Genomic DNA, 25,264 nt, shown 5'->3' on the forward strand with positions numbered 1-25,264 from the left:
ACATGAATAATATATTTCGATCATACGTTCCGGATTAAGGCTGCAAAGTCGGCCTAATGATAATCTCGTTGATTCCGGTGTCTTCAGGTTCATTAATGGCGTAGGCGATGGCTCCAGCAATACGATAAGGAGAAATGCTGAGCGCGGTGAAATGGCTCGCCATGGCTTGGACCTCAGGGCTTTTCACGGTTTGAAGCAGTTCCGACTCCGTGATGCCTGGTGAGATGATGGTCGAACGAATGCGGGAGGAAGGCGATTCTTCTACGCGTAGCCCTTCCGAAATCGCCCTAACCGCAAATTTGGTCGCGCTGTATACAGCAGAGGTTGGATGGACCTCATGGCCTGCAACGGATGAGACGTTTATAATGTGGCCTGCTTGCTGTTCGCGCATCGTTGGCAGAACCGCCGAAATGCCATGCAGCACGCCTTTAATGTTCACATCGATCATCTGTGTCCATTCCGCTACTCTTAGCTCATTGAGCCGTGAAACGGGCATAACTCCTGCATTGTTGACGAGCACATCGATACGTCCGTATTGATTCAATGCGAATTGTGCCAGCTTCTGCATATCCTCTAAGGAAACAACGTCAGCCTGCATATAAACGGCTTCTCCGCCATCCTGTTTTATCTCGTTTACAATCGTTTTCAGACGTTCCTCTCTTCTTGCGGCTAACACTACTTTTGCTCCTTGTTGGGCCAGTAGCTTGGCTGTCGCTTCCCCTATCCCGCTGGATGCTCCCGTAATGATAACAACCTTAGGTTGTAATTGTTCCATTCTTATCTCTCCTTAAATAGATGATTTAAATAAATTTTTCAACGAACGTTGATTAGTTGACGATCGTTGATTATCATTATAAAGAGATGCAAGGAGAGTTCAATCGCTATTGTGATCGCTTTTGTTTCATAATCAACATATGGAATGAAAGTGTTTATTAACATGGGAGGTCAGTATCGTATGGAAAGCGCGCCCAAATTAGACCGTCGGGTTATTAAAACGAAGGAAGCGATTAACAAGGCGTTTTTGGAGCTTTTTTCTGAAAAAGAACTGGAGCAAATTACGATCAATGATATTTCGGAACGGGCGAATGTGAATAGAGGAACAGTCTATCTGCACTATAGCGACAAATACGATTTGCTTGATAAAAGCATTGAAGAGCACTTAAACAAATTAATTACTTTTTGCGGCGCCAATGAGACAAAAGTGGGGGATGGAACGCTGATCAGCGATCTGCTGCCCGTATTCGTATATTTCGAAAATAATTACATTTTCTTCTCCGCTATGCTCTCCAATCAGAGAACAACCGTATTCCGAGCGCGATTGCTAGCATTCATATCAGTGAACGTAAAAGAGAAGCTGCGCAAGCAAGAGCCGCAATCCGATATCGACAATGAGCTGAAAGCACAGTTTATGGCATCGGCTTTCGTCGGTATTGTGGAATGGTGGATTCAGCATCAAATACCGCATTCGGCATCTTACATGGCGGAGCAGCTGTGGAAGCTTTTTGCTAAGAACGACATCTTTCCGGAGCAATAATGATGCAACGCTCGGGGAAATGGGATTGACCGCGTTTCCGGCGTTGTTGCATATCCAAGTGTTTTCTTTCAAAAGCAGCAGGAGCATTGGTGCTAGCTCACGAGCAATCAAGCGCAGTTTTCCATTAATAGTAATCATTTCGATCTTGACCGATGAAAAAGAGGCTGTTATACTACAAAAGCGTAATGTTTACTATTAGCTGACTTGATCAGCTTTTTTATTGCGAATTAATCGTAATAATAACGTTTAACTCAGGCGGTATGGAATAGAAAAGTAGAGGTGTATCATGACTAAAAATAAAATCCCGGTCACGGTCTTAAGCGGCTATTTGGGTGCCGGAAAAACGACAATCATGAATCATGTGCTTCATAACCGCGATGGGCTTCGGGTTGCTGTTATCGTAAATGATCTAAGCGAGTTAAATGTGGACGCCGCTCTCATAAAAGAGGGAGGAGGGCTATCCAGAACGGAAGAAAAGCTGGTGGAGATGTCCAACGGCTGCATTTGCTGTACACTGCGAGAGGATTTGCTGATGGAGGTTGAAAAGCTTGCCATGGAAAATCGGTTCGATTATATCCTGATTGAATCGACTGGCGTAGGCGAGCCGGTACCCGTGGCGCAAACCTTCTCGTATATTGACGAGGAGCAGGGCATCGATTTAACGCAATTTTGCAGGCTGGATTGCATGGTTACGGTCGTAGACGCCTATCGATTCTGGCATGATTATTCATCCGGGGAGACGCTGCTGGAACGACGCCAAGCCGTAGGAGAGGACGATACGCGCGAGGTCGTTGATCTGCTTATTGATCAAATCGAGTTTTGTGATGTGCTTGTCCTGAACAAATGCGATTTGGTTGACGAGGAAGAGCTGACCGAGCTGGAGGGCGTCCTTCGGACACTGCAGCCCCGTGCGAAGCTCATTCGTACCTCAAGAGGCGAGATTGACCCGAAAGCGATTCTAAATACCGGGTTGTTCGACTTTGAGGAAGCGAGCCAATCCGCTGGGTGGATGAAGGAGATGGCGGCTCCTGCACATACGCCAGAGACGGAGGAATACGGAATAGCATCATTCGTATATGAGCGTACGAAGCCCTTTCACCCGCAGCGGCTTATGGCTTGGATGGAAGAATGGCCGGAGGAGGTCGTTCGCGCCAAGGGCATGGTATGGCTGGCTACGCGGAATGATTATGCCCAGAGCCTTAGCCAAGCGGGACCGTCCATTCAATTCGGTCCTGCGGGACAATGGGCAGCGGCACTTCCTGACGAAGAGAGGGCAGCAGTGCTACGGGAGGACCCTGAGCTTGCGGAGCTATGGCACGACGAATATGGGGATCGGATCAATAAAGTGGTGTTTATCGGGATAGAGATGGATCGGATGAAGCTGGCTGACTCCCTGGACAGCTGCTTGCTCAGCGACGGAGAGCTAGATTTGGACTGGGATTCTTTTCAGGATGACTTTCCGAATGCTGCGACCGAGCAAATGGAATCCTTGGTTCAATAGAATAGGCTTGCGATATGGATGCAATAAAGTGAAACGGATTATTTATGGCGGGAGGTGAATGCAATGAGAGTGATTATTACGCTTGCTTGTACGGAATCGGGTGACCGCAACTATACGACGACCAAAAACAAAAGAACGACCCCTGAGCGGCTCGAGGTTAAAAAATACAGCCCGCGACTCAAACGCGTGACGGTGCACAGAGAAACAAGATAGCACGACAAGGGTACGACAAGAGCAAGATAAGAGCAAGATAAAAGCAAGACAAGAGCAAGATAAAAGCAAGACAAGAGCAGGATAAGAGCAAGATAAAAGCAAGACAAGAGCAAGATAAGAGCAAGACAAGAGCACGACAAGAGCAGGACATACCAAGAGACTGGACGTACGCGTTCAGTCTTTTTTGCATACATCCAGCAGCGTTGGTTTAGAAGCATCATCCAAATTATTAATTGACAGACGTGGCTATCATTGGTACCATATGCGCATAAACGCGCGTTTACGGTCGGGGGTATGGGATTGACTAAAGAAATAAACAGCACGGAAATCGCGAAGCTGGCAGGCGTATCCAGAAGCACGGTAAGCAGGGTTATTAACAATTATGCGAATGTACCCGAACACACCAAGCAAAAGGTCATGAAGGTTATTCAGCAATACAATTATTATCCGAATTTATCGGCACAGGTGCTGGCAGGCAAGCGGACTCGAACGATAGGACTGTTCATGATCGATTCGGGCCGTGTGTCGGGCGACAGCATTTCGAGCTTGCTGCTTGCGCGAATTATTGAAAGCGCTTCTTCTCAAGGTTATTACGTACTGACGCATATCGTGAGGGATATAAGCGAGAAAGAGGAGATTCGGACCATTAAGGAAAGCTTCTACCAACGAAGGATCGACGGGGGTATTTTCATTGGCGCTGCCAACCAGGAGCCATTGATTGAGGAGCTGATCGGGGAAGGCTTTATCGTTGCGGTCGTGGATCAGCATCTGCCCGGCCGGGAGAAGCCGAATCGGCTGGTGTTCAATTTTGACAACGAAACGGGCGTTGGCCAAGCGGTTGATTATTTGGTTTCCTTGGGGCATCGCCGAATCGGCATCATTAACGGTGATTTGAACAGATATTCGGGACCGTCCAAGCTGCATGCCTTTCAGCGCGCGATGGCGAGGCACAAGCTAGAGGTGAATCCGGAGTGGATGCTGCCCGGCGATTTCAATGAGGCAAGCGGCTACAAGGCGATCAAAGATTTCTTGAAGGAGAAGCGGGAGCTGCCTTCCGCGTTATTTGCGGCGAATGACAGTGTCGCTTTCGGAGCTATTCGAGCGTTGAAGGAAGCAGGCATTCGGGTTCCGCAGCACATATCGGTGATCGGCTTCGATGATCATTTTCGAAGCGAGCACCATCGTCCTGCCTTAACCACGGTTCGAATTGATTTTGCAGGCATGATGGATCAATTGACGAAAACGTTAATCGCAGCCATCGAGCACGGTCCGACTTCCGCCGAACAAGCAACAGCGGGTACGGCCTTGGTTGTCAGGGAGTCTTGCGAAAGCATTACAGTTGATTAGCTGGCGGCATAAGGACGGAAGAGCGTTCATTTAAGCGATTAGAAATGGCGCGAGAGGGGGGATCATCATGTAGCGTAAGCAAGCTGTAGTGTAGTTCAAGCATGTACAACGTTCAAGAACGATTACGATAACCGATAAGGGGAAGATAAACGTGGACAAAAATGTACTTGGAACTCGAACGGTGACGCAGATTGGCTTGCTGGTTAATGACATTGACGAAACCTCTCAGGCGTATGCCGATTTTTTTGGCGTGGAGAAGCCCGATTGGTTCTGGACGGATACGGTAGACAAAGCACAAACCGAATACAAAGGAGATTCGTCGGTTGCCCGCGCGAAGCTTGCTTTTTTCGATATGGGAGCGCTGCAGCTTGAGCTTATCGAGCCGGATAAGCATCCGAGCACATGGAGAGAGCATCTTGATCAGCATGGTGAAGGCCCTCATCACATTGCCTTCGTGATCGACGGCATGAAGGATAAGGTAGCTCTCATGGAGAAAAACGGAATGGCCCTCGTGCAAAAAGGAGAGTATACCGGCGGGCGCTACGCCTATATGGATTCGTTCAAGCAGCTGAAGGTTATGCTTGAATTGCTGGAGAACGATAAAAACGAATGATGCTGATCGGCCTGACAATCGTATATGGCTTGTGAATGGATAGGAGGAGAATAACCGAATGAATCTATTAATTACAGGGGCGAACCGAGGATTGGGACTAGCGCTGGCAAACGAAGCTTGCGAGCGCGGTCATCATGTACTCGCAGGCGTTCGCAGTCCAGGCTCATCTGCGGAGGGGCTGCTCGCGCTAGCTTCAGCGTTTCCGGAGAAAGTAACCATTGTGCCGCTGGACGTAACGGATGAACAGTCTGTACGCTATGCATACGAGCAGGTTGCAAGCCGATACGATGGTATCGACGGGATTATTAACAGCGCGGCTATTCTGCTTGGCAGGGAACAAAAGCTCGGAGAGCTTGATCTGGAGCAGCTGGAGCAATCGTTCCAGACCAACTTATTCGGTCCGATAGCGGTGCTTAAGCACTTTCTTCCTCTGCTCGTTCATGGAGAGAACCCGAGTGTCATCAACATCAGCTCGGAGGCTGGAAGCTTTGCAGGCGCTTATGGCGGGGATTACTCTTACGCCATGTCCAAGTCGGCATTAAACATGTTCTCTGCCCAGATTCGAAAGGAGCTAGCGCCGCAGGGCATTCTTGTCCATGCGCTGCATCCCGGCTGGATCAGAACGGATATGGGGGGCGATCAGGCTCCTGGCGATGCGGCTATTTCCGCGAAGGGCATTCTCGATATTACCGAACGCAAGAAAGTGGCGGATGCCCTGTTTATCGACCATACAGGAGCTCCGATGCCATTGTGATCGCGAGCAAACAACGGAACAAACTCCGAATTCATGAATAGCATTATTAAAAAAGCTGCGAGGCAGGTCATTCGACCAAGCCTCGCAGCTTTTGATTTACAGCTTATAGATAAACGGCTTTGCCTGTTTTGGAGGATTCATAAATCGCTTCAAGAATTTGAGAAACGACGAATGCTTGCTCCGGCGTTACGACAGGATCGGTATCCTCGTCGATTGCCTTCAGCCACATTCTCATTTCAAGATCGGCTTCGCTTTCGGTTTTGCCATCGAAGAAAGCAACTCCGCCTGCTTTCAAATCAATTTGCGTCGTGAACAAACGGCTATGTTTTTCTCCGTTGATGCGAAGACCGTCTTTCATATCCGCTCCGCCTTCAGTACCCGATAGCGTACATTTCGCTTCGTCAACCTCAAGCGTATTGAGTGCCCAGCTGGATTCCAGTACGATTGTCGCGCCATTCTCCATGACGATCATCCCGAAAGCGGAATCTTCAACCGTGAATTTGGCAGGATCCCATGGTCCCCAAGCGTTAGCGGCATTCTCTTTCTGGGAAAGCTTATGGTAGGACGTACCGAGTACAACCTTCGGCTTGTAGTTGTCGAGCATCCAAAGCGTCAAATCCAACGCATGGGTACCGATATCGATTAGCGGGCCGCCGCCTTGTTTCTCTTCATCGAGGAATACGCCCCAAGTCGGTACGGCGCGGCGACGAATCGCATGTGCTTTGGCGTAATAAATATCGCCTAGTTCGCCGGCAGCGCAAAGCTGCTTCAAATGCTGGCTGTCCGGACGGAAACGGTTGTTGTAGCCAACCGTAAGCTTCTTGCCGGTACGGCGAACAGCATCGACCATGCGCTGTGCGTCGTGAGCGGTTTTGGCCATCGGCTTTTCGCTCATAACATGCTTGCCGGCTTCGAGTGCTGCGATGGAGATATCCGCATGCGAATCGTTAGGCGTACATACATGGACGATTTCAATGGATTCATCTTTCAGCAGTTCGGTGTAATCCGTATATACACGTGCGCCTTCGGCACCATACAAGCCTGCTGCTTCAAAAGCGCGATGCTCGACGATATCACAGAAAGCGACGATTTCAACGTTGTCTAGCTTCTTCAGGCTTGGCAAATGCTTGCCGTTGGCAATTCCGCCGCAGCCGATAATAGCGAGTTTGTAAATTTTGGACATGTTAAGCAGCCTCCTAATAATTCCAATTAGTAGTCATTGCGGTTGTGGTTGTCGTGCGCTCCTCCGGTACTCGGAGGGGGTTAGGCCAAATTTCTTGCGGAATACGGCATGTAAGTAATTGCCGCCTGCAAAACCGGCAAGCTTCGCGATCTGCTCAATGGATTGCTCGCTTTCCTGCAGCTCACGGCACACGACCGCCAATCGAATATCCTCGAGTATGCGGCTAAAGGTATGTCCGTGATGAAGCTCCTTGAATAGCCTTTGAATATGCCTTGAGCTTAAGTTAAGCTTGTCCGCAACATCCTCAAGCGTAATGCTGCCGTCATAGTTCGCATACATGTATTCCAAGGCGAGCCGATACCGGTAAGCCTTCATGTCGCGCGTTGGAAACTGCTTCTGCTCGCTCGCCTTATCGTAAGCGCGTACGGCTCTCAGCAGAATTTGTATGACGGTTTGCTTAATGGTCGTATAGCTTCCGACGAAATTGTCGTTGCATGCCTGATAGGCTTCCAGAAAGCGGGGCATTGCTTGGTGCAGGTCTGCGGTCGGATGGAGCGGAAGCATCTTAAGCTTCTCGATGCAGTCGCGGGCTTCAGCAGCTTCCCACTCATCATACGAATGGGAATCAGTGTCCAGATGATCCAGATGCCTATCGATAATATCGACATGCAAGCATAGCTCATCCATTGCCTCGAAGGCATCTGCTTCCTGGTAATGCATAATGTCTGGTCCGGTCAAATAAAGCATGCCGGGCTTCAAGGCGAATTCCTGGTCAATCAGTATGACCTTTCCTTTGCCTTGCGGGATGAAATGAAATTCATACTCGGCATGCTTGTGGAACCCGATGACTCGTCCGGGAGGAAACTGCGTTAAATGGAAGCGGAGCACATGGATGTCGTATTGTCCCCACCGAATGCACAGTTCCAGACGCTCAAGCGCGTCTTGGCGATCATGCATAATTTCGTAAGGAAAGTTGGGCATGCTGCTTCCTCCTCGGAGCCCCCTTGCCGCTACTTGCTCAGCTCATCGATTCGAACGGCGCGATGCTCACGGGCCGATAGATTGGAAGCTTCCATCAGCTTCGTCAAATCGATGGCAAGGCTTACATTTTCGTCTGCTGTCGTGTCGTTCTCGATATGCTGTACCCACTGGTCAAAAGCGCTCTCGCGAGCCGCCGGAATAGCCTGCGCTGTCCATTTCTCCGAAGAGTCCGCACCTGGTGCCGACGTGCGAAGCAGCAGCTGGTTCTCAGGCGTTCCGTAAAGCAGCGAGCCTTCCGTGCCGTGCACCTCAAGCGTAAATGGCGAATGGCTGTTCACGAAGCCGGCCTCAACAATCCCAATAGAACCGGAAGCGGATGTCAAGATGGACACGGCGTTGTCCTCTACCTGTTTGCCGGTAACATAACCGAAATGAGCGGACACCTCTTGAGGCATCTCGTTCATAAACAGTCTGGTCAAATACATCGGATGGCAACCAAGATCGATCAAAGCGCCTCCGGCGCATTCCTCAAGGCTGTAGAAATGCTCAGGCAGCCAGTTGGCTGTTGCTCCGTTATGGGACAAGCGGGCACGCACGAGCGTGATTCTGCCAAGTACGCCTTGCGATAAAATATCGCGAATCGCAAGCGTGTAGCCATCATTCAAGCGCGGCAGCGACACCGTTAATTTTACATTATTTTTGGCTACTTCATCCAGTATAATGTTCAATTCCTTCAATGTTGCAGCAATGACCTTCTCTGTGAAAATATGCTTGCCCGCTTTGGCAGCAGCTACGATCACTTCTTGGTGTTTCGTTGTAGGGGCGTCTACGATAACGGCGTCGATGTCGTCACGCTTCAGCATATCGTCCAAATTAGCGTGGAAATCAACACCAAGCTTGTCGGCAGCAGCTTGGCCGCGTTCCGCGATTTCATCCCATACTGCGACGATCTCCGTACCTGGGTGCTCCTGTGCTTGCTTCGTATAATCCCATGCGTGTACATGCCAATAACTGATTTTACCAATTCGAATCATCGGTTCATCTCTCCCTGGGCATCTATTTTCGTTTCTGTGGTTCATCTATAAATTTATGACAACAAATATAATTTAACATAGATTCACACTCATTTTTAGTGCGAATTAATGACCATTATTATATGAAATTACGACATGGTCTATTATGATCACAGATATTGCTTTCGATAATCGCGCGGGGAGTGACGGGTCATTTTTTTGAACGTTTTACCGAAATGGGAGAAGTTGTCGAAACCGACCGCGGCCGCGATATCGGTAACGCTGCTGTCTGTCTCGCGAAGCAGGCGCTGAGCCTCTTTGACGCGCGTTATCATAATGTAGTCGGAGAAAGCGAACCCCGTTATTTCTTTAAACATGCGGCTCAAATAGTAAGGGCTGATAAAAAAATGCTCCGCCACCGTGCTGAGCCGAAGCGACTCCGCAAAATGCCCGTTAATGTAGCGGGTGATCTCCGTAATTTTGGCATGCATTGGCGTCGCATGACGCAGCGGAACAGGCTCATGCTGCTGAATAAATCTGGCAGCGGTCAATAGCAGCATCGTTAGAGCATTTGGAGGAATAAGCTCGTAGCCGGGCGTTTGCTCTTTGATCTCAGTCAGCAGCTTCCTCATCAGCTGATCCATAGCGAGCAGCTCTTGCCGAGGCAGACGGATAACCGGAGCCGTCTCATTGAATGCGGACAAGAGAAGCCCGGCGTGCGCTCCCGCCAACCGCTTCAGCATGGTATCGTCGAAATGAAGGATAAGCCTCTCGTGTGAGTCATGGCCGACCTGCATCGTTTTGTGCAGCTCATGCTTCGGAATAAAAACGAGATCGCCTTGCTCAATGGAATAGGAGCGGTCCTTTATGAAATAAATGCGCTGCCCGGAAAGCATATAGTAGATTTCGTAATAATCGTGGTAATGGTCGTCCGCCATCGTATAAGGCGCCGACCGTTTCGTGTATTCCACATAGAGCTCGGGAGTGCTGCCGAAGCTGCATGTTTCAAATGGATTAGCCATGAATGAGCCTCCTCTATAATTGCGCAAGAAAAGCGGTATATTAACAAAATAGGGCAGGATATGCAGAGAATTATATCATTATTATGCGGTATTATGAAGGTAAGCAAATCCAAGGAGGAATCATGATTATGACAAAAAAACGTTATGTGCTAGTGGGAAGCGGCGGCAGGGCTGAATTTTTCTACGGTGCGCTTGCAACCGATTTCAGAGAAACCTCTGAGCTGCTTGCCTTTTGCGATATTAACCAAACCCGGATGGACTATGCCAATCGCATTCTAGTGGATAAATATAAACATGACGAGGTAAGAACGTATAAGTCGAATGAGTTCGAGCGCATGATCGAGCAGGAGAAGCCGGATGCCGTCATCGTGACGAGCATGGACCGCACGCATCATACGTACATCATTCGTGCGCTTGAGCTGGGCTGCGACGTCGTGACCGAGAAGCCAATGACGGTGGATGAAAAGAAATGCCAGGAGATACTCGACGCAGTCGAGCGGACAGGCCGCCATGTACGCGTGACGTTCAATTATCGCTATGCGCCCCATCATACGAAGGCGAGAGAGATTATCGCAAGCGGCACGATCGGCAAAGTAACCTCCGTCCACTTCGAATGGCTCCTGAATACGCAGCATGGAGCGGACTATTTCCGCAGATGGCATCGTAACAAACAGAACAGCGGCGGCTTGCTGGTTCACAAATCGACCCACCATTTCGATCTCGTTAATTTCTGGATCGGTTCGCAGCCGGAGTCGGTTTTCGCATACGGGGATCTCTTGTTCTACGGACGGGAGAATGCGGAGGAGCGCGGCGAAACGCAATTTTATGAGCGTGCGACGGGAAATCCAATTGCCGAGAACGATCCGTTTGCGTTACACTTGGATAAAAACGACCATCTGAAAGCGATGTATCTGGACGCAGAGCATGAGGACGGCTATCGCCGGGACCAAAGCGTATTCGGCGACGGAATCAATATCGAAGATACGATGGGCGTGCTTGTCCGCTACAAAAACAATGCCATCCTTACGTATTCGTTAAACGCTTACTTGCCATGGGAAGGCTACAGGATTGCGTTTAACGGAACGAAGGGACGGCTCGAGATGAATATCGTCGAGCAATCCTACGTGAATTCCGGCGGCGAGAAGGCAGATGAAGGCGCTCTCAAGGAGCAGACCATTAAGGTGTTCCCGATGTTCGCGGCTCCTTACGAGGTAGAGGTGGAGGAAGGCGTAGGCGGCCACGGCGGCGGAGATCCCGTATTGCTGAACGACTTGTTCGGGACGCCGGTAGAAGATCCTTGGAATCGCGCGGCTAACCATATCGATGGAGCCAGATCGATTCTAACGGGCATTGCCGCTAACCGTTCGATTCAAACGGGGCTTGCCGTTCAAATTGACGACCTTGTGAAATTTCATAAATAGTATTCAGGAGGAAGCGGAAATGAAGCCATTTATGGACGACGATTTTTTGCTATCGAACGAAACGGCCGTAAGGCTGTATCATGATTTTGCCAAAGACATGCCGATCATTGACTATCATTGCCATTTGAGCCCGCAGCAAATATTCGAGAATACGAGCTTTTCGAATTTGACGGAGGCTTGGCTGTACGGTGACCATTACAAATGGCGGGCGCTGCGCGCGAACGGCGTAGAAGAGCGTTACGTAACGGGCGGCGAAGGCGTGAGCGACTATGACAGGTTTGCCGCTTGGGCCGGGACCGTGCCGCAAACGATCGGCAATCCGCTATACCAATGGTCGCATTTGGAGCTTCGCCGTTACTTCGGCGTGGGGGAGCTCATTAACGAGAACAACGCTCAGGCGATTTGGGATCAGGTAGGTGCCAAGCTGGCAACCGGCGGGTACAAGGCTCGCGATCTCATCCAAATGTCAAACGTGGAGGTCATCTGTACGACGGATGATCCAGTGGATTCGCTGGAGTATCATATTGCGATCAAGGGATTGGATGATTTCAACGTACAGGTGCTGCCGTCCTTCCGTCCTGATAAAGCGCTTGAAATTAACCGGCCGACTTTCCTTGAGTGGGTAGGCAAGCTCGGCGCCGCGGCTTCCGCTTCCATTAACAGCTATGAGGAGCTGCTTGAGGCGCTTAAAGCGCGAGTGGCGTTTTTCAATGAGGTTGGCTGCAAGGTGTCTGACCATGCGCTTGATTATGTGGCGTACGCGGAAACGACAAAGGCTGCGGCTTCCGCCATATTCGCCAAGGCACTGAACGGGGAACCGGTCAGCTTAGACGAAGAAAAGCAATACAAAACGTATACGCTGCTGTTCCTTGGACGTTTATATGCGAAGCACGGCTGGGCCATGCAGTTCCATATTAATGCGGCTAGAAACAATAGCACGAGGATGTTCGGCAAGCTGGGGCCGGATACCGGATTCGACTCCATCAATGACAGCGCAGTCGCATACCCGCTTGCGAAGCTGCTGGACGCGCTTGATACCGATGATGCACTGCCTAAAACAATCGTCTATTCGTTGAATGCGAAGGACAATGATGTGCTTGGATCGATGATCGGCAGCTTCCAAGGCGGAGGCGTTCCTGGCAAAATCCAGCTTGGCTCGGCGTGGTGGTTCAATGATACGAAAAACGGCATGCTGGACCAAATGAATGCGCTTGCCAATCTAGGTCTGCTTAGCCGTTTTGTCGGAATGCTCACCGACTCGCGCAGCTTTCTTTCCTACACCCGGCATGAATATTTCAGGCGCTTGCTTTGCAACTTGCTTGGCGAATGGGTGGAGAACGGCGAGGCTCCGCATGATATGGAACTGCTCGGCAATATGGTTCAAAATATATCGTACCGCAATGCGAAGGCATATTTCGGTTTCTAATCCGAATGAAACGTTCTGCGTCCCGTCAGCTTGGCGGCGGCTGTGGAACGTTTTTTGCATCGAGACGGTAAGCAGCCATAATATATTTGAGCATCTGAGGCCCGGCAATATTCGCGGCTAAGCCGAATAGCTCCGAATGGGCTGTTTTTCTGCAGAGCAAATAAAACGCCGTTCCGCCGATCAGCTCGAAGGCGATGAATTCCTTCCATTTCCATGCGGGAATGATATAGATTTTGAATTCTTTGTTTTTGCGAGCCCATGTACGCAAAGTGGCAGCCCTCCTGCTGATTAGGCGCATTACAACCGTATCTAGATTATGCGGAGCGGCTTATCCAACATACGCGATGATGGAATAAAAGTAGGAAAGAGGAGGAACGAATATGGCTAACCAAACAGCATTCGTAACAGGAGCGGACCGAGGCGTTGGGCTCGCGTTAGTAAAGGGGCTGCTCGCTCGCGATTATAAGGTATTTGCCGGGCAATATGCGGCTGAGACCGACGAGCTCGACTCGCTGAAGGAGCAGCTGCCGAAGCAGCTGACGGTTATTCCGCTAGATATAGCGAGCGATCAAAGCGTAGCAGCCGCGCTTGAAGCGGTATCCAGGGAAGCAGACAAGATCGATCTGCTTATCAATAACGGAGCCATATTAGGAGACATCGGCGCGACGGTGTTGGACCCGTTAAACTATGCGGAAATGCTGGACGTCTTCAACGTGAATACGCTGGGCAGCCTTCGCATGAGCCAGGCGTTCATGCCCTTGCTGCTGAAGAGCGAGTCGCGTTTTCTGGTGAACGTGTCGTCCGAAGCAGGCAGCATCGGCGATTGCTACCGGGAAAGCTGGTATGCTTACTGCATGTCCAAAGCAGCGCTCAATATGCAGTCCAAGCTGATCCATAACGGCATCAAGAAGCATGGCGGACGCGTATTGGTCGTTCATCCAGGCTGGGTACAGACCTATATGCAGGGCAAGCTTGACGCCGGCGCTGCGCTGACGCCGGAGCAGTCGGCCAGCTCCATCCTGCAGCTGATCGCTGCGCGTTTACGGCTTCCGGCAGCAGAGGCTGAGTGCGAATATGTCGACTATGCCGGCGAGACGCTTCATTGGTAAGCACTGCGAAAACCGCGAACTGCAGCACAAAGAAAAGAAGGCAGGTGGCTGGTTATGACGGATTTGCGTCCTTTTATCGCTCGCGTAATGACAACGCTTGCGGCTCATCGTTACGATGAAGCAGGCAGAAGCTATGGCAGGTTTTTATCCCAGCTTGAGCAGGATAATAAGTATGAAGACGTTTATGGAACGGCGGATGCCGCTATTCTGTTGTATACCTTGAATGAATTTCCGCAGGATCAAGCGGAACTAAATCTATGGATTGCGGCCATCCAGCAGCATCAATCGGAGCATACGGGTATTTTCGCTGGCATCGGCCATAATGAGCTGCATAGCACGGCGTTCGCGCTGTCTGCATTGGAGCTGTTTGACGGGAAGGCGAAATATCCGCTCGTTATGCTTAAGCCGCTGATGGATAAGGAGCAGATCGCGCCGTTTCTGGAAAGCTTGGAATGGCGAGAGCAGCCATGGGGAGAGTCGTTAAAAGGAGCGGGCCTTTATGCAAGCCTAGTGCTGTCGGAATCCGTGACGGAGGACTGGGAGCGGACGTATTTCGAGTGGCTCCGGCATAATGCGGACCCTTTAACCGGTCTCTGGAGACGGGATTGCGTGAAGCAAATCGATGGCAGTCTAGTGAGCGCGCCGCTGTTCCATCATATAGCAGGCAGTTTTCATTATTTATTTAACCTTGCTCATCGAAAAGAGCCTATTCCATACCCGGATCGAATGGTAGACACCTGTCTGGAACTCTACCAAAGCGGAGGTCTAGAGGTACCGACCGATCCGTTCTCGTATTTCCATATTGATTGGGTGTATACGCTTCTATCCTGTCTGAGACAAAATCCGAGCTATCGGAGAGAAGAATGCGAAGCGGCGGTCAGAGGCAGCTCGGAGGCATTTATCGCCGGGCTCGCCAAACTGGGAGAAGAGTCGGACGAGCCGTTCGATGACCTGCATACCTTATGCGGGGCAGTATGCGGCTTGGCAGCGATTCAGCAGCTTATGCCAGGGCTCGTTCGAACCGGTAAGCCGCTTCGGCTCGTGTTGGACCGCAGACCGTTTATTTGATATTTAGCGCGAGGACAGCTGCCCTAATGCGCTGCGCAATATGCCAAGCATGGCGTCGCTGTCCTGCTGCGATACGATTAATGGCGGAACGAGCCTTACCGTTGACGGGTTAAGGGCATTGATCAGCAGCCCCTCGCGCAAGCAAATGGCAGCAAGCTCTACTGCCGCACCGGCAGGCGTATCAAAGGCGAGAAGAAGCCCCTTGCCGCGAATGTTCGAGATGGGATATTCACTGGACAATTGCCCTAGTTTGCTCATTAAATAGTTGCCTTGCGTTTTGGCGTTATCCGTCACATTCCGCTCTAGCAGCTCCGTAAGCACGGCATGGCCTGCGGCCATGGCAAGCGGCGCTCCCGTGTAAGTCCCTCCTTGGTCACCCGGCTCGAACAAGTCGTATTTGCTCTTGGCCAGCATGGCCGAGAGCGGGAAGCCGGCTCCGATGCCTTTGCCCAGCGTCATCACATCGGGCTTGATCCCATAATGCTCGTAGGCAAAAAGCTTGCCCGTTCTCCCAAGCCCCGTTTGGACTTCATCGAAAATAAGCATGATCCCGTACATATCGCAAATTTTGCGAATGCCGTATAAATAAGCTTCATCCACCGAATGGACGCCGCCTTCCCCCTGCACGAGCTCGATCATAATGGCACAGGTTTGATTCGTAACGGCTGCGAAGCATGCATCCAAATCATTAATGGGAACATGCTTGAAGCCATCGACCTTAGGCGAGAAAAGCTCCTTCCACTGCGGCTTTCCGGTCGCTGACATCGTGGCTAGCGAACGTCCGTGAAAGCTGTTCGCAAGCGTAATGATTTCGAAAGCGCCGTTCAAATTCACGGCGCCATGCTTTCTTGCGAGCTTTATGGCGCTTTCGTTCGCCTCCGCGCCGCTGCTGCCGAAGAAAACCTTATCCATTCCGCTCAGGCTGGTGAGCAGCTCGGCAAATTCAAGCATGGGGCGGTTGTAGTAGCCAGGGCTTGCATGTACGAGTGTCGCTGCTTGGCGGGTCAAAGCTTCCTGCAGCGCTTCGGGAGAGTGGCCGAGGCTCGCAACGGCCCATCCGCCCACGAAATCCAGATAACGATTCCCGTCCGTGTCCCATAAATACATCCCCTTGCCGCGCTCCATCACGATATTTGGACGATTTGCCGTAAATAAAACGGATTGTTCTGCTGTTTTCAATAATGCCGATGTCATTGCGTTTTCTGTCTGAATCATAATAAACCTCCCGGAAATTCATTTCATTGAATAAATATACAACAAAGTGTTTAAATATTCAATAAAAAAACGAATCGGTGCTGGACGAGCTTCGGTCTACGCCGCTGTGCGTTCAAAGCAATAAGCCATATCGGACGCAGGCAGGTATGGAGCCATAGCAAGCGAGAATCACAACCAGATTCATATTGCCAATTGGATAGGCTTAGGCTATAGTTGTTTTAACTTCATATGGAGTACGGGTGCTGGATTTAGTCCGGCTGAGATAGGGGCCCTTTTGTCCCTGACCGTTAATCTGAACCAGGTAATGCTGGCGTAGAGAACGTATCGAATCGTAACCATTCGTGTATTCTCGAATGGTTTTTTCTATTGCCCGCACCTGCGTTTCCGCAAATAGGAGGAAACCGAAATGATAGAGGAAAGCGTAATGACCAAGCTGAAGCTGGCGGCTGAAGAGCGGCAGGAGGAGCTGGTTGCGCTGCTGTCGCAGCTGATCGCTTATCCGACCGTAAGCCCTCCGGCGCGAAATACGCTGGAAGCGCAGCGGTTCGTCGAGGAGCGGCTGCGGTCGTCGGGCTTCGAGACGGAGCTGTGGGAGGTTTATCCCGGCGATCCCAACGTTACGGCCGTTAAGCCGGGCACGCAGCGAGAGAATTACCGAAGCCTTCTGCTTAATGGGCATATGGATGTTGCCGAGGTAGGCGACGATGCGCAGTGGCAGCATGATCCCTTTAAGCTGACGGTGGAGTCTGGCAGCTTATATGGGCGGGGAACGGCGGATATGAAGGGCGGAATGGCAGCGCTGCTGTTTGCAATCAGCCTGCTGACTGAGGCAGGCGTGGAGCTGAAGGGCGACCTGCTGTTTCAATCCGTAATCGGCGAAGAAGCCGGAGAGGCAGGAACGAGAGCCTGCACGGAAAGAGGCTGTACCGCCGACTTTGCGATTGTCGCGGACACGAGCCATATGGAGATTCAAGGTCAAGGCGGCGTCATTACAGCGTGGGTCACGGTGCAAAGCCCCGTGACGTACCATGACGGAATGCGATCGCGAATGATACATGCGGGCGGAGGCGTAAGAGGTGCCAGCGCAATCGAGAAAATGGTCAAGCTGATCGAGGGGCTTCAGGAGCTTGAACGCCACTGGGCGGTGACGAAGTCGTACCCAGGTTTTCCTGCGGGCTCGAATACGATTAACCCAGCCGTTATCGAAGGGGGCCGCCATGCGGCATTTATTGCCGATCATTGCGCCTTGTGGATTACCGTCCATTTCTATCCTGATGAGGACTACGAATCTGTAGCTGCCGAAATCGAGGGCCACCTGCTCAAGGTTGCCGAGGCCGATCCCTGGCTCCGCGAGCATCCGCCGACCTTCCGCTGGGGCGGCCGGTCGATGCTGGAGGAGCGCGGCGAAATATTCCCGTCTCTTACGCTAGATGCGGAGGGAGACGGTCTGAAGTCGCTTGCCTCAGCTCATGCGAAGCAGCTTGGGGCTAAGCCAACGATCGGGATGAGTGGCAGCGTGACCGATGCGGGTTGGCTCGGCAGAGCGGGAATCGAGACCGTGATATACGGTCCAGGAGAGCTGCGCCATGCGCATGCTGTAGATGAAAGCATCGAGCTGCGCGAGCTCATCGATTATGCGAAGGTAATGATTGCTTTCATTGCGGACTGGTGCAACCAGCCGAAGACGGAAAGCGAGAGGGAGTAGCAGATGGGAAACGAAGCGGCAGCAGAACGGTTTAGCGAACGGCTCTACCGGGCGGTACGGCCCGTATGGGAGAAATGCCATGCGCATCCGTTCCTGACAGGACTGAGGGAAGGTACGTTAGAGCTGGAGCGATTCATTTATTATATGAAGCAGGATTATGTGTATTTGATCGACTATGCCAAAATGTTCGCGCTCGGCAGCTTGAAGGCTAGAGATTTGGAGACAATGGGGAAATTCGCCGAGCTCCTGCACGCTACACTGAACGTGGAGATGGAGCTGCACCGCCAGTACGCGGAGCAATTCGGCATTTCGCGCACTGAGCTCGAAGCAACGACGCCAGCGCCAACCACGATCGCATATACCAAATATATGCTTGATGCAGGTCAAGGCTCGCTAGCCGAGGCGGTTGCCGCCTTGCTGCCATGCATGTGGAGCTATTGGGAAATCGGGACGGCATTCGCCGCCCATCCGGGGGCGCTTGCGCATCCGCTATATCGCGAATGGATACTTATGTACAGCTCGAAGGAGTTCGGCGAGCTTGCGGAATGGACGATCGGACTGATGGACAGGCTGGCTGAAGGGCTGCCGGAGCGCGAGCTTGCAAGGCTGGAAGAGCTCTTCGTGGTGACATCCAAATTCGAATACAGGTTTTGGGATATGGCCTATAGGCAAGAGGAGTGGGACGTGTGAGCGGGCCTATTACGGCAGCGGGAGGGAATCGTGCTATCGCGTTATCCGTAGATGGACTTACCTATGGATTCGTTGATGGAGCCCCTTTGTTCAACGGACTAGGCTTCACTGTAAGGGAAGGCGAATTCGTATCGCTGCTTGCGCCAAGCGGCATCGGCAAGACGACATTGTTTCGTTTGCTCGCAGGGCTTCTCACGCCGCAAGCGGGCTCCGTCACGCTTGGTGCGGAGAAGGTAGAGCATTCTGGATCGGCACGCCGAAGGCAAGCCGGACGGATCGGCTACATGCCGCAGCGGGACAGCCTGATGCCATGGCGAAGCGTGCTCGACAACGCGGCGCTCGGTCTTGAGCTGTCCGGCATACCGAGGCGGGAGGCGAGGCGGCGCGTGCGGGAGCTGCTGCCGACGTTCGGACTTGAAGGAACGGAAGCTAAGCGTCCCCATGAGCTGTCTGGCGGCATGCGCCAGCGCGTATCCTTTCTTCGCTCGGTGCTTGGCGGTGGAGAACTGCTGCTGCTCGATGAGCCGTTCAGCGCTCTGGATGCGATGACCCGCATCAGCATGCAGGAATGGCTGCTGCAAATATGGGAGCAGCATCGCAAAACGATTCTTTTCATTACGCATGACATCGATGAGGCACTCCTTCTGTCCGACAGGGTACTGGTTGCGGAAGCATCGCCGGTGTCCGCCTTGAAGGAGCTTGCCGTTGAGCTACCCAGGCCAAGAACGTACCAAACCGTGCTGGACGATTCATTTGTTTCGCTGAAACGGAAGGCACTGGGGCTGCTTGGCAAAGAAGCTGCGAGCCAGGAAGGAGCAAGCCGGTGAAGCAGCGATTGCGCTCGGGCGTGCCGGTATTTGCGTTTATCCTGCTGCTAGCCCTACTGTGGGAGGCGGCAACGGCATGGCTTTCTATTCCCCATTACATTATTCCGCGGCTGTCGGACGTGTTGATGTCCATGTGGGACAATCGTCAGCTGCTCGGCAAGCATTTCATGATTACCTTAGGGGAGTCGCTGCTTGGCCTTAGCATATCCGTTGTATTCGGAACGCTCGCAGCGGTCTGCATCGAAGGGTCGAGCTTGGCCAAAAAGACGATATACCCGGTTATTATCGCTTCCCAAACCATTCCGATTATCGCGCTTTCGCCGATCATGGTCATGTGGTTCGGCTACGAGATTTGGAGCAAGGTGGCGGTCGTCATTTTATTTACCTTTTTCCCCATTGCGGTTAACACGGCGGACGGGTTCCGTATGGCAGACCCCGGTATAGGAGAGGTCATGCGCACGATGGGCGCCCGAAGGCGCGATCTGTTTCTGAAATGGAAAATACCGTCGGCGCTTCCACATTTTTTCACCGGTCTTAAAATGGCGGCAACGATCAGCGTAGGCGGTGCGACACTCGGAGAATGGCTTGGCGGAGAGGCCGGACTTGGCATGTATACGAAGCGGGCATCAAGCATGCTGAGGGGAGATGCTGTGTTCTCGGGCGTTCTGCTGCTGTCGCTCATGGGGATCTTATTATTTTTAGCCGCGTTGTGGCTGGAGAAGGCCGCTCTGTCGCGGCGTTCATCCTAAATGTGAAGTAGATAAATGTGAAGCAGAGAGGAATAACAACTAATGGGCATGATTCATTGGACAAAACATATGCGGGCAGCAGCAGCTTCCGTGCTGATTGTATCTACGCTGGCTGCATGCGGCGCACAGAACGACAAAGACGCGGCAACTGCTCCGGAAGCCGAGCTTACCGTACTGCTGGATTGGTATCCGAATGCGGTACATTCCTTCCTGTACGCAGCCGAGGAGCAAGGGTATTTCGAGGAGGCAGGCCTTAAGGTCAAGCTCCAGACTCCGGCGGATACGAATGATGCGCTCAAACTGGTGGCTACGGGCAAAGCCGACCTCGCGCTAAGCTATCAGATGCAGGTGGCGATTTCCCGTGCAGAGGACATTCCAATCGTGTCCGTGGCGGCTATCGTGAGGCATCCGCTTAACCGTTTGTTTGCGCTCGAAGGAGCAGGGGTACAAACTCCGAAAGATTTGGTGGGCAAAAAAATCGGCTACCCGTCCATTCCGCTTGACCAGCTGATCGTGAATACGATGGTCGAATCGGACGGCGGCGACGTCTCCAAGCTGAACTATATCGATAACGGCTGGGACCTTATCCCTGCGATGACCACTAATAAAGTAGACGCCATTATCGGCGGCTACGTCAACCATGAGAAGCCGCTGCTGGAGAAGGAAGGCATGAAGCTGACCTCATTTGATCCATCGGATTACGGCGTGCCCGACTATTACGAGCTAGTGCTTACAGCCAGCGAGGAAGGGCTTGCGAGCAAAAGCGCGGCATTCAAGAAGTTTATCGCCGCAGCGGCCAAAGGCCAGCAATATACGGCTGAGCATCCGGAGGAATCGCTCCAGAATCTGCTGGATTCGCAGAATGAGAATTTCCCGCTGGACGCTGAGATTGAGAAGCAGAGTTTGGATATTTTGCTGCCGCTCATGGATGCCGGATCGGAGCCGTTTGGTTCTCAGACCGCTGATTCTTGGAATGCCGTTATTGACTGGCTGAGCGAGCATGGCCAATTAAAGAAAGAGATTAAGGCAGAGGATGCCTTCCGTCCATTATAATGAGATTACAATAAAAGCAAGATGCAGCAGCGATGTGCGGGAAGGAGCAGCAGGTGGAGGAACGGTATTCAAGACAAATGCTATTTGCGCCAATTGGTGAAGCGGGGCAGCAGAAGCTGATGGATAGTGCGGTTTGCATCGTAGGTATGGGAGCGCTTGGAACGGTGCTGGCGAACCACATGGTTCGCGCAGGTGTCGGACATGTGCGCCTTGTCGATAGGGATTACGTGGAGAGAAGCAATCTGCAAAGGCAAATGCTGTTCGACGAGGATGATGTGGAGCAGGTTTATCCGAAGGTAGTGGCCGCGGAGAAGAAGCTTCGAAAAATTAATTCGTCCGTTCGGTTGGAAGCGATTGTTGCCGATGCAACGGCGCTTAACATCGAAGAGTTGCTGGGTGGCATGGATTTGGTGCTCGATGGCACGGACAATTTCCAAACCCGTTTCCTGCTAAATGACGCCTGCTTCAAGAGCGGGATCCCGTTTACTTACGGCGGGGCAGTCAGCTCGCGGGGAATGAGCGCGATCTTCGTTCCGGGGCAGACTCCTTGCCTGCGCTGCTTTATCAAGACAGGTGATTCCGGCGGCCAGACATGCGATATGATCGGGGTCATAGCGCCGGTTGTGGATATGGTCGCTTCCTATCAGGCTGTCGAGGCAATGAAATATTTGGTCGGAGACGAGAAGCAGCGAAGAAACAGCCTGGTTACCTTTGACCTGTGGCAGAACCAACACTTCGAGATGAAGCTCGGCGAGCCGGACAACAATTGCCCCTGCTGCCAGCTGAAGGAATACCCTGCGCTGGAGCTGAATGGCGATCACGCGGTTCTGTCTTTATGCGGACGGGAGACCATTCAGATCGCGGGCAGCGGCGCGCTTGACCTTGTACTGTGGAAGGATCGGCTGGAGCAGGCGGCGGTGAAGGTGAGCCTTAATCCATTCCTGCTGAAGGCGGAGCTGCCGGAGGGCGAACGGCTTGTGCTGTTCGCGGACGGGCGCGTGCTCGTCCAGGGTACGGATGATTTCGTGAGAGCGAGAAGCTTATACGCCCGTTATATCGGGCTTTAATACAGAGGAGTGACGAACCGATGAAGGATTTTAGATTGTATGCCATTACCGGTGAGCAGTTCCATCCCGGCCGCAGCATGCTTGAGGTCATGGAGGAAGCGATAAAGGGCGGCGTCGACATCATTCAGCTGCGCGACAAATCGGGTAACAAGGCCGTGATAACGGAGAAGGCCAAAGCGCTTAGGGAGCTCACGCGGAAATACGGCGTAACCTTTATCGTCAACGACTATATCGATATTGCAATGGAAGTGGACGCGGACGGCATTCATCTGGGACAAGGCGACGTACCGCTGCTTGAAGCGAGAAAAATGGTCGGTGAAAAAATAATCGGCATCTCTACTCATGCGATTGCGGAAGCGATCCTTGCCGAGCAGCAGGGAGCAGACTACATCGGCGTAGGTCCGATCTATCCGACGGCTACTAAAGTAGATGTCGTGGATCCCGTTACGATTGCCTATGTGCGCGAGGTAGTGAAGGAGGTTAGCATCCCGTTTGTGGCGATAGGCGGCATCAAGCTGCATAACGTGGATGACGTGATTCAAGCTGGAGCCACGCGCATATGCGCAGTGAGTGAAATCGTTGGAAGCGAAGATGTAAAAGGCGTCTGCGAGGCGTTTATCCGGAAGCTGGAGAGAGGGTAGTGAAGGCATGGAGCTTGTCATAAACGGCGAGAAGCAGCATTTGGAGCTGGTCGCTACGATAAAAGATGTCATCGAGAAGCTGGGATTGACCGGTAAGCCGGTCGTCGCTGAAGCGGACGGCAAGGTGCTAACTGCGGAGCTATGGACAGAAACGGCTGTATATCCAGGCATGAAGATAGAATTGGTTCATTTCGTGGGAGGAGGCTAGACGCATGCAGGCAGATTCGCTTACCATTGGCGGTCGTACGCTGACCTCCCGTTTTTTCATTGGAACTGGCCTTTTTCCTAACCCTTACGTGCAGAAAGAAGCGATTAAGGCTTCCGGCGCAGAGGTGCTGACGTTTGCGATCAGAAGAATCAATCTCGCCTCAACGGAGGATGATTCGATCCTTCAGCATTTGGAAGGCGAGAATTATGTGTATTTGCCGAATACCTCCGGCGCGCGGACCGCGGACGAGGCGGTACGCATAGCCCGGCTTGCACGCGCATCCGGCCTCAGCGACTGGATCAAGGTGGAGATTAGCGTCAATGAACGGACGCTTCTTCCCGATCCGATCGAGACGCTCAAAGCAACCGAGCAATTAGTGAAAGAAGGTTTTACGGTGCTGCCGTATACCTCCGATGATCCGGTCATTTGCAAGCGGCTGGAGGAAGCTGGCGCGGCGGCCGTCATGCCTGGCGCGGCTCCGATTGGAACGGGGCTTGGCATATTGAACCCGTACAATCTCGGCTTGATCGTCGAGGAGGCGGGCGTACCGATTATTGTGGATGCCGGACTTGGCTCGGCAAGCGACGTGACGCAGGCGATGGAGCTCGGTGTGAGCGGCGTGCTGATGAACACGCCGGTCGCCAAGGCGAAGGATCCGGTAAGGATGGCGAGGGCGATGAGCCTGGCGATCGAAGCGGGACGGCTATCCTATCTGGCTGGCCGGATTGGGAAGAAGAGGTACGCCTCTGCAAGCAGCGGGCTGGATGCATTCAAATTGAAATAGCCGGATTTACGGGAGCGATGGAAATTGAAGAAACAACAAGTAATCGTCATGGGCGGAGGCATCATTGGCTTGTCGTGCGCCCTTGAGCTGCAAAGGCGCGGCCATCAAGCAATCGTGCTGGAAACGAAGCGCTGCGGCGGGCAAGCCTCCGGCGCGGCGGCCGGCATGCTGGCACCCTACTCGGAAAACGTAGAGGGACCGGATCCGTTTTTTCGGCTGTGCCAAGAGAGCCTACAGCTGTATCCGGAGTGGCAGCGTGCTGTAAGAGAGATTTCCGGCGAGTCTTTCGAGTATACGGAGTCGGGCAGCCTGTACGTTGCTTATCATGATGCTGATTTGCTGGCGCTCGAAGGCAGGCTGCTGTGGCAGCGGCAATACGGCTCCAGCGGCATGATCGTGGAAGGAGACGCGCTGTATCGTATGGAGCCGCTGCTTACGGGCGAGGCGAGAGCGGCGTTATATACGCCGGAGGAGAGCCATGTATATGCGCCTCACTATGTACGTGCGCTTGAGGCGGCCTGCCGGCGGCTAGGCGTGCGAATCTACGAGGAGCTGGAGCAGCTTGAAATCGCAGAGTGGCAGAGCGAGGTCATCGTGCGGGCAGTTGGCGGCCGTTTTTTTGAAGGCGACCAGATGCTCGTATGCTCCGGCGCCTGGGCGCAGCATCTGACGGACACCTTTCATCTGAATATCCCGGTATATCCGATCCGAGGACAAATTTGCGCGTACGAGGCAGAGTCGAGACCGGTTTCGCATATGGTTTTTTGCAATCAAGGTTACTTGGTGGGCAAAGCAAACGGGACGCTCGTCTGCGGCGCATCGGAGGACGTTGCGGGCTACGATACGACGGTCACGGAAAAAGGGGTAAACCGGCTCTTGAATTGGAATAAGCAGCTGTTTCCATTCCTAGCGGAGCAAACGCCGTTTCACAGCTGGGCTGGCCTGCGCCCCGCAACCCAGGACGGCTTTCCGTTAATTGGCCCGGTGCCGGGAACGGAGCGCGTCGTGCTCGCTGTGGGACATTACCGGAACGGAATATTGCTCAGCCCGGCTACCGCGCTTCTGGCGGCTGACTATATCGCGGACAAGCAGCTTTCGGTATACGAGGATGCTTTTCAGCCAAACAGGTTTAACTGATCA

Annotated in this window: 27 protein-coding genes; 20 read left to right on the top strand and 7 right to left on the bottom strand. The window is 52.4% G+C overall.

Translation table 11 applies throughout. The features are described 5' to 3' along the window. Positions 1–34 precede the first annotated feature (34 nt). A complete protein-coding gene (locus AC0YN3_RS11390) occupies positions 35–775 on the bottom strand; it encodes an SDR family oxidoreductase (protein WP_475775188.1) in 741 nt (246 codons plus the stop codon). A 180-nt stretch (positions 776–955) separates the two neighbouring features. Here AC0YN3_RS11390 and AC0YN3_RS11395 point away from each other — a divergent pair, with 180 nt between their 5' ends. The 6 genes from AC0YN3_RS11395 (at position 956) to AC0YN3_RS11420 (ending at position 5,962) form a co-directional block, all read left to right on the top strand. Beyond that, positions 956–1,534, top strand: coding sequence for a TetR/AcrR family transcriptional regulator (locus AC0YN3_RS11395; RefSeq protein ID WP_475775189.1), 579 nt, complete (start codon positions 956–958; stop codon positions 1,532–1,534). A 286-nt stretch (positions 1,535–1,820) separates the two neighbouring features. Further along, entirely contained in the window at positions 1,821–3,035 is a 1,215-nt protein-coding gene (locus AC0YN3_RS11400) for a GTP-binding protein (protein ID WP_475775190.1), read from the top strand. Positions 3,036–3,098: 63 nt separating this feature from the next. After that, on the top strand, positions 3,099–3,248 hold the full coding sequence (rpmG, locus tag AC0YN3_RS11405) for a 50S ribosomal protein L33 (protein ID WP_138752655.1): 150 nt from the start codon (positions 3,099–3,101) through the stop codon (positions 3,246–3,248). Between the two features lie 300 nt (positions 3,249–3,548). Then, entirely contained in the window at positions 3,549–4,595 is a 1,047-nt protein-coding gene (locus tag AC0YN3_RS11410) for a LacI family DNA-binding transcriptional regulator (RefSeq protein WP_475775191.1), read from the top strand. A 151-nt stretch (positions 4,596–4,746) separates the two neighbouring features. Then, positions 4,747–5,208: a VOC family protein gene (locus tag AC0YN3_RS11415; protein WP_475775192.1), complete on the top strand. Its 462-nt coding sequence runs from the start codon at positions 4,747–4,749 to the stop codon at positions 5,206–5,208. 58 nt (positions 5,209–5,266) lie between these two features. Further along, positions 5,267–5,962, top strand: coding sequence for an SDR family oxidoreductase (locus tag AC0YN3_RS11420; protein ID WP_475775193.1), 696 nt, complete (start codon positions 5,267–5,269; stop codon positions 5,960–5,962). 103 nt (positions 5,963–6,065) lie between these two features. On the opposite strand, the gene AC0YN3_RS11425 is transcribed toward AC0YN3_RS11420, so the two are convergent. The 4 genes from AC0YN3_RS11425 to AC0YN3_RS11440 form a co-directional block, all read right to left on the bottom strand. Continuing rightward, positions 6,066–7,145, bottom strand: coding sequence for a Gfo/Idh/MocA family protein (locus AC0YN3_RS11425; protein ID WP_475775194.1), 1,080 nt, complete (start codon positions 7,143–7,145; stop codon positions 6,066–6,068). A gap of 33 nt (positions 7,146–7,178) precedes the next feature. Beyond that, positions 7,179–8,126 (bottom strand): helix-turn-helix domain-containing protein, encoded by a 948-nt coding sequence (locus AC0YN3_RS11430; protein WP_475775195.1) that lies wholly within the window; start codon positions 8,124–8,126, stop codon positions 7,179–7,181. 29 nt (positions 8,127–8,155) lie between these two features. Next, a complete protein-coding gene (locus tag AC0YN3_RS11435) occupies positions 8,156–9,160 on the bottom strand; it encodes a Gfo/Idh/MocA family protein (RefSeq protein ID WP_475775196.1) in 1,005 nt (334 codons plus the stop codon). Between the two features lie 149 nt (positions 9,161–9,309). Then, entirely contained in the window at positions 9,310–10,161 is an 852-nt protein-coding gene (locus AC0YN3_RS11440; protein WP_475775197.1) for a helix-turn-helix transcriptional regulator, read from the bottom strand. Between the two features lie 125 nt (positions 10,162–10,286). On the opposite strand from AC0YN3_RS11440, the gene AC0YN3_RS11445 reads away from it, so the two are divergent. Together AC0YN3_RS11445 and uxaC are read left to right on the top strand one after the other, a co-directional pair. Then, a complete protein-coding gene (locus AC0YN3_RS11445) occupies positions 10,287–11,582 on the top strand; it encodes a Gfo/Idh/MocA family protein (protein ID WP_475775618.1) in 1,296 nt (431 codons plus the stop codon). 19 nt (positions 11,583–11,601) lie between these two features. Further along, positions 11,602–13,008, top strand: coding sequence for a glucuronate isomerase (uxaC, locus tag AC0YN3_RS11450; protein ID WP_475775198.1), 1,407 nt, complete (start codon positions 11,602–11,604; stop codon positions 13,006–13,008). A gap of 25 nt (positions 13,009–13,033) precedes the next feature. On the opposite strand, the gene AC0YN3_RS11455 is transcribed toward uxaC, so the two are convergent. After that, positions 13,034–13,276: a hypothetical protein gene (locus AC0YN3_RS11455; protein ID WP_475775199.1), complete on the bottom strand. Its 243-nt coding sequence runs from the start codon at positions 13,274–13,276 to the stop codon at positions 13,034–13,036. A gap of 112 nt (positions 13,277–13,388) precedes the next feature. Between AC0YN3_RS11455 and AC0YN3_RS11460 the strand changes: the two genes are divergently transcribed. Both AC0YN3_RS11460 and AC0YN3_RS11465 read left to right on the top strand, forming a co-directional pair. Beyond that, positions 13,389–14,117: an SDR family oxidoreductase gene (locus tag AC0YN3_RS11460; protein ID WP_475775200.1), complete on the top strand. Its 729-nt coding sequence runs from the start codon at positions 13,389–13,391 to the stop codon at positions 14,115–14,117. A gap of 54 nt (positions 14,118–14,171) precedes the next feature. Beyond that, a complete protein-coding gene (locus tag AC0YN3_RS11465; RefSeq protein WP_475775201.1) occupies positions 14,172–15,185 on the top strand; it encodes a hypothetical protein in 1,014 nt (337 codons plus the stop codon). A gap of 3 nt (positions 15,186–15,188) precedes the next feature. On the opposite strand, the gene AC0YN3_RS11470 is transcribed toward AC0YN3_RS11465, so the two are convergent. Then, positions 15,189–16,400 (bottom strand): aspartate aminotransferase family protein, encoded by a 1,212-nt coding sequence (locus AC0YN3_RS11470; protein WP_475775202.1) that lies wholly within the window; start codon positions 16,398–16,400, stop codon positions 15,189–15,191. A 406-nt stretch (positions 16,401–16,806) separates the two neighbouring features. On the opposite strand from AC0YN3_RS11470, the gene AC0YN3_RS11475 reads away from it, so the two are divergent. From AC0YN3_RS11475 to thiO, 10 genes are read left to right on the top strand one after another with little or no spacing between them, the layout of a single operon-like run. Next, on the top strand, positions 16,807–18,105 hold the full coding sequence (locus AC0YN3_RS11475) for an acetylornithine deacetylase (protein WP_475775203.1): 1,299 nt from the start codon (positions 16,807–16,809) through the stop codon (positions 18,103–18,105). Positions 18,106–18,108: 3 nt separating this feature from the next. After that, positions 18,109–18,795, top strand: a complete 687-nt coding sequence (gene tenA / locus AC0YN3_RS11480) for a thiaminase II (protein ID WP_475775204.1) — start codon at positions 18,109–18,111, stop codon at positions 18,793–18,795. Beyond that, positions 18,792–19,622 (top strand): ABC transporter ATP-binding protein, encoded by an 831-nt coding sequence (locus tag AC0YN3_RS11485; protein WP_475775205.1) that lies wholly within the window; start codon positions 18,792–18,794, stop codon positions 19,620–19,622. Before tenA ends, AC0YN3_RS11485 begins: the two co-directional genes overlap by 4 nt. Then, positions 19,619–20,371 (top strand): ABC transporter permease, encoded by a 753-nt coding sequence (locus tag AC0YN3_RS11490; RefSeq protein ID WP_475775206.1) that lies wholly within the window; start codon positions 19,619–19,621, stop codon positions 20,369–20,371. Before AC0YN3_RS11485 ends, AC0YN3_RS11490 begins: the two co-directional genes overlap by 4 nt. A gap of 48 nt (positions 20,372–20,419) precedes the next feature. Then, positions 20,420–21,424, top strand: a complete 1,005-nt coding sequence (locus tag AC0YN3_RS11495; RefSeq protein ID WP_475775619.1) for an ABC transporter substrate-binding protein — start codon at positions 20,420–20,422, stop codon at positions 21,422–21,424. 53 nt (positions 21,425–21,477) lie between these two features. Beyond that, on the top strand, positions 21,478–22,491 hold the full coding sequence (locus AC0YN3_RS11500; RefSeq protein WP_475775207.1) for a ThiF family adenylyltransferase: 1,014 nt from the start codon (positions 21,478–21,480) through the stop codon (positions 22,489–22,491). Positions 22,492–22,511: 20 nt separating this feature from the next. After that, positions 22,512–23,132: a thiamine phosphate synthase gene (gene thiE, locus AC0YN3_RS11505; RefSeq protein WP_475775208.1), complete on the top strand. Its 621-nt coding sequence runs from the start codon at positions 22,512–22,514 to the stop codon at positions 23,130–23,132. A gap of 7 nt (positions 23,133–23,139) precedes the next feature. Next, positions 23,140–23,340: a sulfur carrier protein ThiS gene (thiS, locus tag AC0YN3_RS11510; protein ID WP_475775209.1), complete on the top strand. Its 201-nt coding sequence runs from the start codon at positions 23,140–23,142 to the stop codon at positions 23,338–23,340. Positions 23,341–23,344: 4 nt separating this feature from the next. Then, complete coding sequence (locus AC0YN3_RS11515) at positions 23,345–24,124, top strand: thiazole synthase (protein ID WP_475775210.1); 780 nt, start codon at positions 23,345–23,347, stop codon at positions 24,122–24,124. A gap of 48 nt (positions 24,125–24,172) precedes the next feature. After that, complete coding sequence (thiO, locus tag AC0YN3_RS11520) at positions 24,173–25,261, top strand: glycine oxidase ThiO (protein ID WP_475775620.1); 1,089 nt, start codon at positions 24,173–24,175, stop codon at positions 25,259–25,261. Positions 25,262–25,264 lie beyond the last annotated feature (3 nt).

It is taken from the genome of Paenibacillus sp. J22R232 (assembly GCF_056269165.1).